Origin of the sequence: Iodobacter sp. CM08, assembly GCF_033446605.1 — a bacterium.
GTDB lineage: Bacteria > Pseudomonadota > Gammaproteobacteria > Burkholderiales > Chitinibacteraceae > Iodobacter.
Window position 1 is genome coordinate 42,451 of the sequence record NZ_JAWQUO010000026.1, and the last position, 18,083, is coordinate 60,533.

At 47.6% G+C, this 18,083-nt stretch carries 6 protein-coding genes; 3 read left to right on the forward strand and 3 right to left on the reverse strand.

Going from position 1 to position 18,083, the window contains the following annotated elements; all coding sequences use genetic code 11:
• Positions 1–145: 145 nt before the first annotated feature.
• Positions 146–1,561, reverse strand: a complete 1,416-nt coding sequence (locus tag R6242_RS15270) for an FAD-dependent oxidoreductase (protein WP_318428337.1) — start codon at positions 1,559–1,561, stop codon at positions 146–148.
• A gap of 133 nt (positions 1,562–1,694) precedes the next feature.
• Positions 1,695–6,128 (reverse strand): glutamate synthase large subunit, encoded by a 4,434-nt coding sequence (gene gltB / locus R6242_RS15275; RefSeq protein WP_318428338.1) that lies wholly within the window; start codon positions 6,126–6,128, stop codon positions 1,695–1,697.
• Between the two features lie 301 nt (positions 6,129–6,429).
• Here gltB and R6242_RS15280 point away from each other — a divergent pair, with 301 nt between their 5' ends.
• From R6242_RS15280 to R6242_RS15290, 3 genes are all read left to right on the forward strand, one after another.
• Entirely contained in the window at positions 6,430–13,305 is a 6,876-nt protein-coding gene (locus tag R6242_RS15280) for a filamentous hemagglutinin N-terminal domain-containing protein (RefSeq protein ID WP_318428342.1), read from the forward strand.
• A gap of 75 nt (positions 13,306–13,380) precedes the next feature.
• Positions 13,381–14,760, forward strand: a complete 1,380-nt coding sequence (locus R6242_RS15285) for a FecR domain-containing protein (protein ID WP_318428346.1) — start codon at positions 13,381–13,383, stop codon at positions 14,758–14,760.
• 14 nt (positions 14,761–14,774) lie between these two features.
• Positions 14,775–16,304, forward strand: coding sequence for a ShlB/FhaC/HecB family hemolysin secretion/activation protein (locus tag R6242_RS15290; protein ID WP_318428349.1), 1,530 nt, complete (start codon positions 14,775–14,777; stop codon positions 16,302–16,304).
• Positions 16,305–16,334: 30 nt separating this feature from the next.
• On the opposite strand, the gene R6242_RS15295 is transcribed toward R6242_RS15290, so the two are convergent.
• The gene (locus R6242_RS15295) at positions 16,335–17,792 is read right to left on the reverse strand and encodes a M81 family metallopeptidase (protein WP_318428352.1); all 1,458 of its coding nucleotides are present in this window, start codon (positions 17,790–17,792) and stop codon (positions 16,335–16,337) included.
• Between the last annotated feature and the right edge of the window lie 291 nt (positions 17,793–18,083).

Below are 18,083 nucleotides of genomic sequence, written 5' to 3' on the forward strand. Positions count from 1 at the left end.
TAATACTCCATAAATACACGGGTTTCACCCGCCCTACTATATTAATCATGCGTTTGCAGAAGAGACATCGCCAGAAAGCTTTGTTTTCTCTGTAAGCCTCTATGGTTTAAGACTTAACCCTACACATCTATTAGCCTCTGGCCCCTTACCAAGCGCCTAAAAACTCCAACATCCCTTCTGCGGCTTGGCGGCCTTCAAATACGGCGCGTACCACCAAATCTGCACCACGGACTTGATCGCCACCGGCAAACACTTTTGGATTGCTGGTTTGGTGCTTTAAAGCTTGCTTTTCTGGGGCGATAGTGCGGCCACGGCTGTCTACCTTAATGCCCTGCGCTTCAAACCATGATGCCGCTTCGGCTTGGAAACCAAAGGCCACAATCACATGATCGCATTCGATGATTTGCTCAGAGCCAGCCACTTCTACCGCTGCTTGGCGGCCATTGGCGTCTGGCGCACCCAGCTCGGTTGTAACCAGTTTTAAGCCTAGGCTGCCGTCGCTGTTTTGGATAATGCCAACCGGCTGGCGATTCCACAGAAACTCAACGCCTTCTTCTTTGGCATTCAACACTTCACGTTTAGAGCCTGGCATATTGGCTTCATCGCGGCGATAGGCGCAGATTACCGATTGAGCCTGCTGGCGAATCGAGGTGCGGTTACAATCCATGGCAGTATCACCACCGCCTAACACCACCACGCGCTTACCGGCCATGCTGATGTAATCTTCCCCAGTTGGCAGGGTAGCCATGCTATTTCTGACGTTATTAATTAGAAACGGCAGCGCTTCCATCACGCCAGGCAACTCTTCACCTGCAAAGCCGCCCTTCATATATTTGTAAGCACCCATACCCATAAATACGGCGTCGTAATCCCTCAGCAAATCTTCAATCGTAATGTCTTTGCCGATTTCGGTATTTAAGCGAAACTCGATGCCCATCCCTTCCATAATTTCACGGCGGGTTTGCATCACTGATTTTTCTAGCTTGAACTCAGGAATACCGTAGGTGAGCAGGCCACCAATTTGCTCGTAGCGATCAAACACCACTGGCTGCACGCCATTACGAATCAGCACATCGGCACACGCCAAGCCCGCCGGGCCAGCGCCAATTACGGCAACCTTTTTATCGGTTTTCACCACGCCGCTCATATCTGGACGCCAGCCTTGCTTAAAGGCTTCGTCGGTAATGTATTTTTCTACCGAGCCAATCGATACCGCGCCAAAGCCACCTTGATTAAGCGTACAGGCCCCTTCACACAGGCGATCTTGCGGACAAACGCGGCCGCAAATTTCTGGCAATGAGTTGGTTTTATGCGATAGCTCAGCCGCTTCAAATAAGCGGCCTTCATCCACAAGCTGCAGCCAATTGGGAATGTAGTTATGCACTGGGCATTCCCATTCACAGTAAGGATTACCGCAGCCTAAGCAACGCGCCGCTTGCTCACCAGCATCCGGCTGGCTCAGTGGCTCGTAAATTTCTTTAAATACAATCTTACGCGCAGCAGCTTCAACCTTCTCGCCTGGGTTGCGCGCAACCTTCATAAACTGGAATACATCTGACATGATCTAAACCTCGGTATTGAAATCTGAGGGTGATGAATAGGGGACAGAATGGTAGGGTGGGCACGAATTTGTGCCCACGCGGATTAGCCAGCGGCCCCACGCGTGGGCAAAATCGTGCCCACCCTACTCTCTATTAGTCTTTTAACAGATCATCCAACTTGGCGGCCTTAGGTTTCACCAGCCAGAAGTTATCCTGAGCCTCATCAAAATCGGCCAGAATATCAATGGCGCGAGTCGATCCGGTTAGCTTGGCGTGATCACGTAATTTGCCGCGCAGGAAAGCCCGCACTGCACCGTAAGACTCACCATTGATCAGGTTAATATCCACCAGCTCATTATTAATACGGTAAGCAAAACGCTCTTTAGGATCGTAAACCAGAGCAAAACCACCCGTCATGCCCGCGCCAAAGTTGTAGCCGGTTTCACCCAGCACAATCACGCAGCCGCCCGTCATATATTCGCAGCCATGATCGCCAATGCCTTCAACAATGGCTGTGGCTCCCGAGTTACGTACCGCAAAGCGCTCGCCCGCCATACCTGCCGCAAATAGCTCACCGCCGGTTGCGCCGTAAAGACAAGTGTTACCCACAATCACAGCCGCATGCGATTCAAAATCAGAGGCTTTCGGTGGATAAATCACCACGCGCCCGCCGCTCATGCCCTTGCCGACGTAATCGTTAGCATCGCCTTCCAGCTCAATCGTCAGGCCCTTGGCATTCCATACACCCAAGGATTGCCCAGCCGAGCCGTTTAATTTGATATGCAGGCAGTCATTCGGCAGGCCTTCTGCGCCGTGCGCCTTGGCAATTTCGCCAGAGAGGCGCGCGCCGATGGAGCGATGAATATTGCGCACTGCGTATTCAAATTTTTGCGGCGTTTGGTTCTTAATGCCAGCAATGGCGTCTTTCACCATTTCTTCGGCCAGCTCACCCTTATCAAAGGATGGATTGCGCTCTTCTACGCAAAAACGCGGCTGCGATTCTGGAATCGTGCCTTGGCTAAGCAGTACGCCCAGCTTCAGACGGCCTTGGCGCTCAGTTGTACCCGCTGCTAGCTCCAGCATTTCGCTGTGGCCGATTAAATCAGATAACTGACGTACCCCCAGCAATGCCATCCATTCACGGGTTTCTTGCGCAATAAAGGTAAAGTAATTCACTACCATTTCTGGCAGGCCAATAAAGTATTTAGAACGCAGCTTGATTTCTTGCGTGGCTACACCGGTTGCGCAGTTATTTAAGTGGCAAATACGTAAGAATTTACAACCCAACGCCACCATCGGGCCTGTACCAAAACCAAAGCTTTCTGCCCCCATCATGGCGGCTTTCACCACATCCAGACCGGTCTTTAAGCCACCATCAGCCTGCACGCGCACGCGGCCACGCAAACCATTGGCACGCAAGACTTGCTGCGCTTCGGTCAAGCCCAGCTCAAATGGCGTACCAGCGTATTTAACCGAGGCCAAGGGCGATGCCCCTGTACCACCGTCGTAGCCAGAAATGGTAATCAAATCGGCGTAAGCTTTAGCCACACCTGCGGCAATCGTGCCCACACCGGGTTCTGCCACCAGCTTCACCGAAACCAGCGCATCTGGATTAACTTGTTTCAAGTCAAAAATCAGCTGGGCCAAGTCTTCAATCGAATAAATATCGTGATGCGGCGGTGGGGAAATCAAAGAAATCCCAGGCTTGGAGCAACGCAGCTTAGCGATCAGCGGGCTGACTTTATCCCCTGGCAACTGGCCGCCCTCACCTGGCTTAGCGCCTTGCGCCACCTTGATCTGCAAGACTTCGGCATTCACCAAATAATGCGGGGTGACACCAAAGCGGCCAGAGGCCACTTGCTTGATCTTGGACATTTTTACCGTGCCATAACGCGCCGGATCTTCGCCGCCCTCACCCGAGTTCGATCTCCCGCCTAAGCGGTTCATCCCCTCGGCCAAGGCTTCATGCGCTTCTGGGCTGAGTGCGCCCAAGCTCATGCCTGCAGAATCGAAACGCTTCAGAATCGATTCAACGGATTCCACTTCATCCAGCGGAATCGCCTTGGCAGGATCGAGCTTCAGCCCCATTAAATCGCGCAGCATGGCTACCGGACGCTTATTCACCAGATCGGCGTACTTGCGGTATTCCTTGTAATCGCCATTTTGCACGGCTTTTTGCAGCTGCATCACCACATCGGGGTTGTAAGCGTGGTATTCCTCGCCAAACACGTATTTCAACAAGCCACCCTGCGCAATGGGGCGCATGGTATTGAAAGCCAGCTTGTTTAACTTGCCTTGATCTTCTTGGAAATCAGCAAAATTAGCGCCAGAAATCCGTGAAACTGTGCCGTTTAAGCAGAGATCAACCACTTCTTCATTCACGCCAACGGCTTCAAACAATTGCGAGCCGCGATAAGAAGCAACGGTTGAAATGCCCATTTTAGAGAGAATCTTCAACAAGCCTTTATTAATCCCCTTACGGAAATTATTGCAGGCTTTCTCTAGTGGCAAATCAATCTGGCCGATCTCTACCAGCTCTTTAATCGTCTGGTAAGCAAGGTACGGGAATACCGCCGTAGCGCCATAGCCAATCAAGCAAGCAAAGTGATGCGGATCGCGGGTAGTCGCGGTTTCCACCACAATATTAGTCAGGCAACGTAAACCTTCATCCACCAGCATATGGTGTACCGCGCCTACGGCAAACAAGGCAGGAATCGGCAAACGGCCTTTTTGAATGTTTTTATCGCTTAACACCACCACCACGGTTTTTTCATCGCGCACACTGACAAGCACAGACGCACGCAGGCTTTCAACGGCAGCTTTTAAAGTGCTCGTAGCGGGGTCAAACGTAATATCAAAGAAAGCAGGTTTGTAATCGGCATCCTGCATGGTGGTCAGCGAATCAAACTTATCCGATGACAACACTGGCGAGCGCACTTCTAAACGGCTGGCGTTAAATTCTGTTTCTTTAAACAGATTGCGCTCAGGGCCAAAACAGGTGTTCAGCGACATCACAATCGCTTCACGAATCGGATCAATCGGCGGATTAGTCACTTGCGCAAACTGCTGGCGCAGATAGTCATACGGCGAGCGTACTTTCTCGGATAACACCGCCATTGGCGTGTCATCCCCCATCGAGCCAATCGCTTCTTGGCCATCAGCCGCCAGCACGCGCAAGATTTGATCGCGCTCTTCAAAAGTCAGCTGAAATTGCTTCTGGTAGGTCAGCAATTGCTCACGGCTCATCGCTTCTAGCGGTGAGTTGTCTTCGGCCAGCTCTAAATGCTGGGCGTGTTTCTTTACCCAAGCACGATAGGGTTGCGCTGTTTTTAAGCGGTTATCAATGGTTTCGGTGTCTAAAAACTCACCATTGCTTAAATCCACCGCCACAATTTGGCCTGGCTTAACGCGGCCTTTCTTCACTACGTCTTCGGGCTTATAGCCCCACACGCCAATTTCAGAGGCAATCGTCAGGTGGCGATCTTTAGTAATCACATAACGCGCTGGGCGCAGGCCATTGCGATCGAGGGCACAGCCTGCGTAACGGCCATTCGTCCAAACGATACCGGCTGGGCCATCCCATGGCTCCATATGCATGGAGTTGTATTCGTAAAATGCGCGTAAGTCGCGATCATTGCTATCGACGTTTTGCCATGCAGGCGGCACCAGCATACGGAAAGCACGGAATACATCCATGCCGCCCATAAGTAAGCCTTCCAGCATATTGTCCATCGACATGGAGTCAGAGCCATTGGTTTGAACAATCGGGCGTACCGTGTCCATATCCAGATACTCGCTATCCATAATCGCTTCACGGGCTTTGGCCCACAAACGATTACCGTGCAGCGTATTGATTTCGCCGTTGTGCGCCAGATAGCGAAAAGGCTGAGCCAGTTTCCACTGTGGCCAAGTATTGGTTGAAAAGCGCTGGTGATATACCGCCAGTGACGATTCAAAACGTGGGTCTTTCAAATCCAGATAGAACTCTGGCAGATTATCCGGCGTAACCAAGCCCTTATAAGACAGCACATGCGGGCTTAAGGTTGGCATATAGAAAGCAGCATCGTCAGTACAGGCTTTTTCTGCCACACGTCGTGCTTGATAGAGCTTACGCTCAAACACTTGGCTGCTCATCCCCTCTGGCGCATTCACAAATAGCTGGCCAATGGTCGGCAGTGTTTGTAAGGCGTACTCACCACAGGCTTCGATATTCACTGGCACACTGCGGACACCCGCAACCGCCAAGCCCTGCTCCTCCATCGCTGCAAAGAGTTTTGTTAATGTTTCTGCTTGGCTATAGAACACAATCCCTACAGCGTATTCATCGGCCACCGTTAGCTTATTTTCTGCGGCCACGGCACGCAAAAAGCTATCCGGTTTTCGAAACAGCAAACCACAACCATCGCCTGATTTTCCATCAGCGGCAACGGCTCCACGGTGTGTTAGACATGCAAGAGAGCTAATTGCGGTAGAAACCAGCCAATGCGACGGCTTGTCATCCATTTGAGCAATCAGGCCGAAGCCACAACTATCTTGTTCGAACGTCGGGCTATACAACGTGCCCTTTAACCAGCCTTGTCGATCCATCACAAAACCCTTAGGGGAAGCAGAAGTTTTTAATATCAATTTGCGGCGAAATGGCCTTGATTCTATATGCCAAACCCAAAAAGGAGCAATGTTTTCAAGCAGGAAATCCCTTATATGCACACATTAAAAAAATAAGGGTTTTTACTTACTATTGTTACTGACGCATTTCAAAAGAAAACAAAAAGCGAGGGGAAAGAAAAACAATATTATCTTTTTAACTTCATCAGACTCCACTGGTAAATGCCATATCACAAACTAGAATTAAGCGACCCACTTTGCCCAAAGACCGCGGAGGCTCGCCATGAAGCCGCAATTCCCTTTACGCCCTCTAGTACTGGCTATTTCAATAGCCTTACCGCTACTAGCAGGCAGCCCCGCCTATGCCAACCCTGAAGGAATGCAAATCATTCATGGCTCGGCAGATATCCAGCAAGTGGGCAAAATGCTCACTATCAAGAACACGCCCAACGCAATCATTGAGTGGCAAAAATTTAATATCGCCAAAGATGAGGCGACTCGATTTCAGCAGGAATCCGCCAAAAGCATCGTGCTAAATCGTGTTAGCGGCGTAGATCCTTCGCAAATTCTGGGCCAGCTTAGCTCTAATGGCCGCCTATTTCTGATTAACCGCAATGGCTTGCTCGTTGGTAAAGATGCACGCATTGATACCGCTGGTTTTATTGCATCTACCCTTGATATCAAAAACGATGACTTCCTAAATGGCCGTTATCGCTTTGCAGGAGAAGGCGGCAAGATAGCCGTGGAAGGGGTAATTCGTAGCCAAAATGGCGATGTTTTCTTAGTTTCACCTGATATTAAAAACAGTGGATTGATCGAGTCAAGTAATGGCAATGTCGTGCTTGCAGCAGGAAAATCAGTTGAAATCGTCAGCCTAGGACTAGAAGGCGTGCGTTTTACCTTACAAGCACCAAGCGATAGTGTAATTAATCTAGGCCAAATCAAAGGCGATGCTATTGGGCTATTTGCAGGCACCCTAAAACACAGCGGTGAGATCCGCGCGGTGCGTGCCGAGCAAGTAGGAGGCAAGGTTTTGTTGCGTGCCAGCGATAAAATCGAAACCAGCGCAGGCAGCCGCATCGATACCAATGGGGCAGTTGCTGGGCAAATCACCCTTGATGCAGGACCAACAGGTACCTTGCTAGCCAGTGGCCAAATCAGCGCCGTAGGCATGCAAGGTGGCGAAGTACAATTACTGGGTAAACACGTTGGCCTGATCGATCACGGCTCGGTGGATGCCAGTGGGCAAAATGCAGGCGGGACTATCTTAGTAGGCGGTGATTACCAGGGTAAAAACGCCAACATTGCCAATGCACAAGCAAGCTACACCGGTATAGATACCTCCTTGCGTGCGGATGCCATCAGCACAGGCAACGGCGGCAAGGTAATTGTTTGGGCTGATAAAAACACCCGTGTTAATGGCCAAATCAGTGCCAAAGGCGGGGCTGAGGGTGGAAATGGCGGGCTGGTAGAAACATCGGGTAAGGAATTTTTAGATTTTAAAGCGCAGGTGGATACATCAGCAGCTAAAGGTAATGCAGGCACGCTGCTATTAGATCCAGCAGATATCACCATCAAGACCACTGGCACAACAGATACCAGCCCCAATGGCATTGTAAATAGCGAATACACCTTCAGTAATAGCAGCAGCGGCTCCGTAGTGCTTATTGGCGATATTGATAGCCAGCTCAGCAGTAATAACGTCACCATTCAGGCTGAGGGCGCAATTACCCTACTCAATAGCATGAGCTATAACAAGAATAAAAATCTAACCCTCTATGCAAAAAATGCTTACCCGCTAACAAATGGCATTGATATGAATAGCCAGTCGATCACCAATAGTGGCACTGGCGATATCACCCTCAAGACCGATCAAAAGGCCATTAACGCCGCAGCTATATCCACCCAAGGAAATATCACCCTTGAAGCTTTAAGCCTAACATTAAATGGCAATATCACCAGTGGCTCTGGGAAAAGCATTACCATTAAAGCCAGCGGGCAATTAGATCTGGATTCTGCCCAAGCCGACAGCAGCAAAATGCAATTAGGCAGCGCATCCATTGCTAAACTCATCAGTGATAATGTATTTTTAAAATCAGAAAGTAATGTATCTATTAATGAACTGGTAGATCGTAGCGGAAAGAATCTCTCCATTTATGGAAAAACCGGTATAGCTCAAACCAACACAAATCAAACAGGCTATGGATACATAAAGGCAAACCACTTAAGTGTTTCAACATTTACACCAACTCCATCTGGATCTATTTCAACCATTAATCTGGGTGAAGCAAGCAATGAAATAAGCCAGTTCAGCAGCAGCTCCGATGGCAGTGTCAAACTAAAAAATACTAATGCATTAAGCATTATTGCACATCCGGATTTAAGCTCTTATTCAAAAATGGGCGGCGACAGCTGGATTGAAAACACGCAATCAATCAGCCAATCTGCACCTCTTACTATTTCTCCTAGCCCCGCTCCCTCACAAACACCCTCTCCTAGCCCAGCCCCAGGCTCATTAACCATCTACTCCACTTCAGGCAATATAAACCTGAACCATGCGAGTAATAGCATAGAACAATTAAGCGCAAAAACAGCCGCAAGTGCAGCAAGTATCACCATTAAAAACAATACAAATATTAATCTATTTAATAACACAACAGAGAGCGGGCCAACCCAAAGCGGTATTTCAACTAATAATGGCAATATCAGCCTAGAAAACAATGGAAACATCACTTTCAATAATAACGATATCACCGCTGGCACAGGCAATGCCGATATCCTAACCACGGCGGCAGCGAAAACGATCTCTATCCCTAATAGTAGTAGCAACAAAGGCGTGATCACCGCCGCCAATATTAATCTACGGGCAGATACCATCGGCCTAAGCTATGCCTCTAGTGGCACAAACTACGCCACACTGAATGCCAATAGCGGCACAATCAATATCTCGCCCTTTACCAGTGGCACAGCATTTCAATTAGGGGGATCAAGCCGTAGCGCGCTTGGTGTTACTCAAAGCGAAATAAATAATTTTACCGCCAATACTATTAAAATTGGCAATAGCTCTTATCAAGTTGGGGCCGTAAATATCGCCACCTTAGATATCAGCACAAGCAGTGGAGCACCAATATTAGATATAAATTCATCTGGAGCGATTACCCAAAGTGGCATTCTAAAAACAAAAGGCTTAGCAGCCAGAGCCAGTAGCATTGCCTTAAACAATACCGGCAATGTATTTACTAATGGCGTAGCCCTTACTAGCTCTGGAGATATTAATCTTGATTATGCTGGTAATCTAAATATTGGCTTATCTGGTTATGCCGATGGTTTAGCAGCAGGGAATGATCTAAGTGCAAGGGCTAGCTCTAATTTAACTATTGCAAGCTCCATCTATGCTAAAAATGCCACGCTCACCGCAACATCTGGCAGTATAAATCAAAGCATAGGCACAATTATTAATGCTAGCTCATTAAATAGCACCGCCAATGGAGAAATTAGCTTAGGCCAAACCAATCAAATATCTACACTCAGCGCGACAAACACAACAGGCAATATTTTAATTAAAAACAGCAAGGCATTAACCATTAGTAGTTTAAAAGGAAATGGCAATATAGAAGTTAATAATACGGCAGATATCACCCTCAACACCAGCCTTAATACGGCAAGTAGCAACACGCTTACCTTGCAATCAGAAAATCTTAGTCAAACCAGCGGAATTATTACTGCAAGTGATCTAAAAATAACAGCAACTGGCAATGTTTTACTCGACAAAGATAATTTAATAAACAAAGCCAGCATTAGCAGTAAAGACTTAACCCTCAATAATAATCAAGCGCTCACACTAGGAGCCATCAATAGCAAAGACTCTGAAGTAAAAATAAGCAGCAAAGGTGATTTAATCCTTAGCGATACTTTACTGGCAAAAACAGCAAGCCTCACTTCCAGTAATGGCAGCATAAAAGCAAATAATATTATTAGTGCCAATAGTTTAAAAGCCAACGCCACAAGCGGCATTACGCTGGATAAAAACAACCTAATCGATCAAGCCACGCTTAAAACCACCAAGGGCAATATATTACTGAATAATGCTAAGATCTTAACTTTGGGCGACTCCAGCGCCGATCAATTTAAGTTAATTAATAGCGAAGGGCTTATTATTAGTGGAAATTTAACTGCAGCACAAATTGATATAAATACCAAAAATATGAGCGACAATAGCACTGCGGTATTAACAGGCAATGCCAAACTAAGTAGCACGGGGGATATTATTTTAAGCAATGGCACGCATTCATTAACGGTGCTATCTGCAAGCAGCAATGGCAATATTTCTTTAAAAAATAAAAACTCATTAACGCTTAAAGAAATTAGTGCAAACAAAGCACAAGTCAATAATGAAGGTACTGTTACGATTGATGCGGCACTCAATGCCACAGAATCAGCAAAAATACAGAGCACCGCAGCAATTAGCATTAACAATGCGATCAATAGCAAAAACATTAATCTAATAAGCGATCAGCTGAATATGGGCGATCAAGGTAAGATTGATGCCACCGATTTAATCTACACACCCAATACAGCAGATAGTATTAAAGTTACCCTAGGTGGCAATAGCAAGACAGGCTTAGGAGTAGAATTAAGCCAAAGCGATATTGATCGTATTAAAGCTAGCAAAATAATTTTAGGCGATGCGCAGGGTAATAAACTCAGTGATGTGCAAATAAAAGGATTTAATGCCGCTACTGCAGATTTATCTATAATTAGCAGTGGCAGCTTAAGCCAAATAACCGGTGGTGCATTCATCGCCAAAAGCCTAAACGCTCAAGCCAGTAGCATTACTTTAGCAGAAAACAACACGGTAGATAATTTTATACCGAATAGCAACGGCGATATTATATTTTCAAATAGCAAAACCCTAGCACTCGGGGCAATATCCACTCAAGGGCTATTACGTATTAGCACACAAGGAGCATTAGGCTTAAATGATGCCGTGACTGCGAAAAACATTTCATTAAAAGCCGATGGCGGCGATATTATTAGCCTAGATAAAGGAATCATCAACACAGATACACTTAGCGCCACAGCCAGCAAAGGCATCAAGCTAAATAATAGTAATAATATTAACCAAGCCAATTTAATTAGTAGTGATGGCGATATCAGCATCAGCAATAATAAAGATCTTATCTTAGGTAAATCAAGCAGCAGTGGAAAAATTAGCATCAGTACCACGGGAGGGCTAAATATCAATGAAGACCTATCCGCCAATGCAATTGATATTACGAGTGGCGGCATTGTAAATAGCAAAGCGATCACCAGCACCACGGGCGGAATACTTATTAATGCGACTGGTGCTTTAAACATCAACGCCCTGACTTCCGCTAGTGATATTGATATTAAATCTGCAGCCGCGATTAATGCCAGTGCTCAGCTCAATACTAATAATGGCAAAATACGTATCAATGCAATTGGTGATTTAATCTTAAACGATAATATAACTGCCAACAATATCGACATCAGCAGTGCCACACTCAATAGCAAAGGCATAATAAGCAGTAAAACGCAGAGTGGCGGCAACGGCAATATATTAATTAACACTACAGGCGCTTTGAACGTCAACACTTTGATATCAGCAAATGATATTGATCTAAAATCAGCAGCAAGTGTTAGCACCAACACACCACTAAGTGCTAACAATTTACGCATCAATGCAGGAGCTGATGTCAATTTAAATAGTGATTTAACTGCAAACAATATCATAATTAATACTGGAAGCATTCTTAATAGTAAAGGTATTATTAGTGCGCCGCTGCTTAGCGTTAAAGCGGCAACGGGCATCAGTCTAGATAAAGCGAACCGCTTAGATCAGGTAAAATTGATTAGTGATAATGGCCCTATCAAGCTAAGCAATACTAAAGCTTTAATACTTGACACCACCAGCAGCAGTGGCGACATTAGCATTGCCAATACTGGAAATTTGCTCGTTAAAGACAATTTAAGCGCTAATCAAATTCAGCTAAAAATAAATAATGGTGGCCTTAGCGAACTAGATGGCGGAAAAATAAATACTCGCAAGATAAACATAGAAGCAGAAGCAGGAATTAATCTTCAAAGCAGTAACAATACGATTGATTTAGCAGCGCTTAGCAGCAAGGGAGATATTTTATTAAATAATAATCAATCTATAGAGCTAGCTACGATCACTAGCCAAGGCAACCTGAATATTAATGCGATAGGATCACTGCGCATTGCAGATCAGTTGCAAGCTGCCACGATTAATTTAAAAGCAGCTGAAATAGGCGACACTGCAAACAGCCAAATTTCCACTACTAAACTACAGCTAGATGGCCAATCACAAATTTTACTAGATAAAGGCAGCCATAAAATTGCGCAACTCACAGCAAAGAGTAATGGCGTTATCAGCATAAAAAACAATATTGATCTTGATCTACAAGGCATCAGCACAAAAGGCAATGTTTTAATTGATAATCAAGGCGCGCTCAATGTAAGTGCCCCTTTTAGCGCTGATGATAGCTCTTTATCCAGCAAAGGAGCTTTGCGTATTAATAGTGAGAAATTTAGATCAACCGGAACGATTAAACTACTCAGCCGAGATAGTGGTGGTAGCTCTGATAATATTATTCAGAATACAGCCTTGATTGCAGCTGGCGATATAAAAATTGATGCCAATGATGTCTTTATTCAAAATGCAGATTTAGTAGCTGGAGCCAGCATTGCACAATTAAACCAAGGTGCACAAGCAGGAGTTACTGGCACCAGCGGGCAAATTTTAGTTGATGCAACCATCATTCAGGTAGCCCAGGGGGTTAAAGCCATATCCGCCAATGGTGGTGCCATTAATTATGGTAGTGCAAGAACCATCAGCAATAATATTAGAGCGGATCAAATCCAAACCACAGGCGCTATCAATAAACAGGGTAAAGACCCTGATACTCGCCTAATCAATAAATTGCCTATTACGGCAACTCCAGAGCAAGTGGATCAAGTGATTAAAGTAATTATTTTGCAAAATCAAGACCAGCAGAGCCATTTCCAGCAAATTGGCACCGGTGCTTTGCCATTTGAAGCAAAAAAACCAGAAGAAATAGAGCCAAGCAAAACACCAATTCGTATTGCAGGGGAAGACGATGCCAATTGCCCATAGTCCTTTGCTTTTTAATTGCCTATTAAGCCAATAATCGCTTTATAAAATACGTCCAGCCACACGGAGATAAAGCTGATGTTTAATTGTTTTAAGCTAATCGCCCTTAGCCTTTTTTTGTCTATACCCAGCTATGCGGCCATTGTGGCTGAAGTGGCATCGGTACAAGGCGCGGCATCGGCTCAGAGTAAAGCTGGTGGGCTTAAACTCATTGGCAAAGGATCGGTATTGAATGAGGGCGATGAGATCATTACCGCGCCCAATAGCCATGCGGTGCTGAAGTTTAACGATGGCGGGCAGATTACGGTACGCCCTGATACCCGTATGAAAATTGATAGCTTTGCTTTTGGCCAAGCGGGTCGTGAAGACAGTATGGTTTTAGGCTTATTTAAAGGGGGCTTACGTGCGGTAACGGGTTTGATATCTAAGCAATCGGCAACAGCGGCTAAAATTCAAACGAATAGCGCTACCATCGGTATTCGTGGTACCGATTTTGATGCAAGACTTTGTACCGGTGATTGTGAGCAGGAAGCCAAGCAAGCGCCTACTCAACAAAATAAAGCCGTTGAAGTAGCCGCTGCAGCACGGGTAGTTAGCCTATCTGGCAAAGCCAGCGTCAAAAATAAAGACGGTAATTTGCGCATGCTGGTGCAGGGCGGCGCGGTATATGTAGGCGAGCGCGTTGAAACCGCCACCGACGGCACCTTGGTTTTGGCGTTTAGGGATGGGGGCAAGGTGTCCCTACGTAGCGACACGCAGATGCAAATTGATCGCTTTGAATATAAAAACGAAGCCGCCAGCGAAGGTAGCTTTGCCGTATCACTCTTTAAAGGGGGCTTACGCGCTTTAACGGGTTTAATCGGCAAGGCTAGGCCAGAGGCCGTGCAATATAAAACCAAAAGCGCCACCATCGGGATTCGTGGCACAGGGGTAGATTTTGAATGCACTGCCGCCTGCGCAGACCCTAATGTGCAGGCAATGGATGGCTTTGGCGCCTATGTGTGGGAGGGCCATATCACGATCACGCCCGTTAATGGCCCTAGCCAGCAGCTTAATCTAGGCGACACCATGTTGATCCGCATCAACGGTATTTTACGCCCTGCCAGCCCACCTGCCAGCCTTGGCAATATGCCCGCGCCACGGCCCGATACCATTCCCGTTGATTTGCAGCTTTTATTTGGCCAAAGCGATGTTAATAACGATGCTCAAGGGCTTTATGTGCACGTTAGAGACGGTAATGTCAGTCTAACTGACAATACAAGCCAGCAAATACTATACTTAGGGAAAGATGAAACTGGATTCACCAACAAAAACAACCCAGTGCGCTTACGCGACCTACCGGTATTTATCGAGTTTGATCGCACCCCCATTGGCATAGTCAAAGTTCCACTACGTGAATTACTCAGCAAAAATGGCATCCCATCCAACCTTGGCTGCAAACCTGGTACGGCCAAATAAAGCGGCGTCCTCATATGACATTTCGACTTTTATTACTTTCCAGCATCCTTGCAGGCAGTGTATTGGCCGATGAACCTAGTTTTAATGTCACCACCTTCGATATAAAAGGTGACAACCCGCTCTCTATTGAGGCCAGCCGCCAAATATTGCAACCTTGGTTGGGCGATAAACGCTCGCTCGCCGATTTACAGCAAGCCGCTAGCGCACTTGAATCAGTACTCAGGGAGCAAGGACACGGCTTTTTACGCGTCACCCTACCGCCACAAGAAGCCTCTAACATTATTATCCTAGAAGTATTGAGCTTTAAAATAGGCAAGGTGCTGATTAAGAATACTGAATTTTTTGATGCAGAAAACCAAAGAAACAGCTTACCTTCCTTGCAAGAAGGTAATTCGCCCAATATACAAGCCATGGCCACCCAGCTCGCCATTGCCAATGAAAACCCTGATAAACAAACCACCGTTACCTTTAAAGAAGGCGATAGTGATCATGTTGACGCCACCATCGATTCGCAGCAGCAAAAATCGTGGAGTGTTTTTGCATCTGGCAATAACTCAGGGGCGGATGATAATGGCCGCTTGCGTTTATCGCTTGGCTTTCAGTACGCCAATCTATTTAATGCCGATCATGTCGCCACCTTCAGCTATTCCACCGCGCCCAGCCAGCCAGATAATGTGGGTCAATACGGCTTGTTTTACCGCCTGCCACTTTATAATCAAAACAGCAGCCTAGCCGCCTACTACGCCCAATCTAAGGTGGATTCTGGTAGCTTGGGCGAAGGCTTAGTCATTACCGGAAAGGGCGAATCAGGTGGGCTGCGATATAGCTATTACCTGCCCCCTGTAGGCCAATATCGCGGCCAGATTGAAGTGGCTATCGACGATAAAATATTTCATGGCTCTGACTTAAGTGGCGTGGGCCAGCTTAGCCCCGACGTGCGCAGCCGCCCGCTTACCCTTGCATATAGTGGCCGCTGGCGTAATGAAGAAACCGAGATAAGCTTTAGCCTAGATTACTCACACAATCTAGGCTCGGGCTACGCTAATGACGACGAGGCTTACGCTAGCAACCGCAGCGATGCACACCGCAACTGGCAAGCATGGCATGGCAAGGCTGAAGGCCTTTACCGCTTTACGGGCGACTGGCAGGCTAATCTAAAGTTTAACGCACAATTTGCCAATGAGCCGCTGATCTCTGGCGAGCAATTTGCACTTGGCGGCAGCAACTCCTTACGTGGAGTGAGTGATCGTAGTGCCACAGGGGATAGCGGTATACAAAGCAGCTTTGAAATCAGCACGCCCAAAATTTACGATGGCTTACGCTTATTAAGCTTTATCGATGCAGGCGTCATCCACCGCTACTCACCTGATGCCACAGCAAGCAGCAAAGAAACCCTCGCCAGCATCGGGCTAGGCCTACGTTGGCAAGTTATGGATTGGGGATTTATTAGCGCCGATTGGGGCTATATCATCGACGGCAGCAGCTCGCCTAAAATCGAGCAGGGCGAAAGCTTTGGGCACTTTGGGTTTTATATGAAGTATTAAATTGATGTAGGGTGAGCGCCCGTGCCCCCCCTACATCAGACTTCTCGCAGGCCTTCTTTGACACACCTTATATTGCAAGCGGCTTAAATCGGCTACATGATCGCCATCGGCTTCTACTACTAAAATCTCGGCGGCTAAAGCACCAAAGTCAGCACGAAAATGCACGCTGCTTTTTAAGATGAGTATCGGCACTTCGCAAGGCTCTATACCTAGATGGCGGAACATGGCCTGATCTGCCGCCTGCTGCTTGCGGCTACTCACCAGCACCGTTACCCCGCCACACTCTAATCTAGCCATCAGGCCTAAATCCATCTGGCAGCCCGCATAAAAAGGCCCTGTTGCCGCAAACTGACCCGTGCCAAGTGCGCAAATGCTCCACTCCCCAATAGCCTGACTATCGCTGCGACCTATAGCACAATTGAGTTTTGCACCAACGCCAGCTTGATGCGCCGCTTGTGCCGCCAGCGGATCGCAGAGCAGGCCCACCACGGCAGGGATCTCCATTGCCAAGCATGTGGCGATGATATTTGCCGCATCACTGCCCGCCCCGCCGCCCGCATTATCACAAGTATCGGCCAAAATAATCGTTGCACCAGAACGCGCATGCTGACGCGCGTAGCGGAGTGCTTCGTCTACCTGCCACAGCTTGCCCGCAAATTTGCTTTCTGCAGCGGCCACATTTTGTGCCAAATTGAACGCAGCAGCTTGGGCCAAGCGAGGGTTTGCTGCGTAAGCCAGTACGGCTGGGCCACTATCGGCCACATCGGCCAAAGGAAAACCGGGGAAGAAACTGACACTGAGTAAATCACCCTCTTCTGCCCTAATGGCGTCTTGCATTAAGCCTGCAACTGGCGGCGCTAATGAGCACTGCCAAGGCATAGAGATCAAAAAATCTAGCTTTTGCATGGCAGGGTAAAGCCGGTTGCCAGCCAGTATATGCCGCAATAAACCAACGGCCCTTGCCCCTGTTTCTGCCATATCCACATGGGGATAGCTGCGATAGCCGACCAAAGCGCTGGCGGAATTCACCATCAAGGGACTGACATTGGCATGAAAATCAAGCGAGGCCACGATAGGCGTTTGCTCACCCAATAAGACGCGAGTACGGCGCAACCATTCGCCATCGCCATCCTCATAGCGCTCCGTCACCAAAGCGCCGTGTAAGTCCAAATACACACCATCTAGCGGCCCAGCAGCTAAAAGTGCCGACTCAAACATTGTCCATAGCGCTTCAAACGCCGCATCCTCCACCCGCCCGCTGGGGTTGGCCGATGCCCAGAGCAGCGACAAAACTTGAAAATGAGCAGCCTGCAGCGCAGCAATCGCCCCCGCCAAAGGTAAATTAGCCCCCGCCACCGCAGCCACAACCGCCTCACCCTGAGTCAGCCCCGGCCAAGCATCCGCCTCAATAAAATGAGCCAGCGTGGTGGGCATACTGGCAAAGGTATTGGTTTCATGCTGAATACCCGCTACCGCAATCCGCTGCATACCTGCTCCAGAGGGGTGATGTTTAGATCTGTATATGGACGTCCGCGAACTGGCTGAGCAGAGTGCATAAAGAAAATTCTCAAGATCTTTTTAGTGCCTTCGGCACATTGATTTAGGTGCGGGCGTCCCGCTGGACCTTCCTTTCTTGTGTGGCCAAGAAACGAAGCCTGAGGGCTGCGTCAATCACGGACACCACGCTTTGGGTTTATTTCTAATTTTCTAGCTCAAACTGCTTAGCAAATACCGCTGGTGCCTCGTCGTTCAGACGCGAATGGCGACGGATCCGATTGT

Bases quoted from the DNA above. Each gene is read 5' to 3' on its own strand.
- R6242_RS15280 (WP_318428342.1), top strand. From the start codon at position 6,430: ATGAAGCCGCAATTCCCTTTACGCCCTCTAGTACTGGCTATTTCAATA.
- gltB (WP_318428338.1), bottom strand. From the start codon at position 6,128: ATGGATCGACAAGGCTGGTTAAAGGGCACGTTGTATAGCCCGACGTTC.
- R6242_RS15290 (WP_318428349.1), top strand. From the start codon at position 14,775: ATGACATTTCGACTTTTATTACTTTCCAGCATCCTTGCAGGCAGTGTA.
- R6242_RS15270 (WP_318428337.1), bottom strand. From the start codon at position 1,561: ATGTCAGATGTATTCCAGTTTATGAAGGTTGCGCGCAACCCAGGCGAG.
- R6242_RS15295 (WP_318428352.1), bottom strand. From the start codon at position 17,792: ATGCAGCGGATTGCGGTAGCGGGTATTCAGCATGAAACCAATACCTTT.
- R6242_RS15285 (WP_318428346.1), top strand. From the start codon at position 13,381: ATGTTTAATTGTTTTAAGCTAATCGCCCTTAGCCTTTTTTTGTCTATA.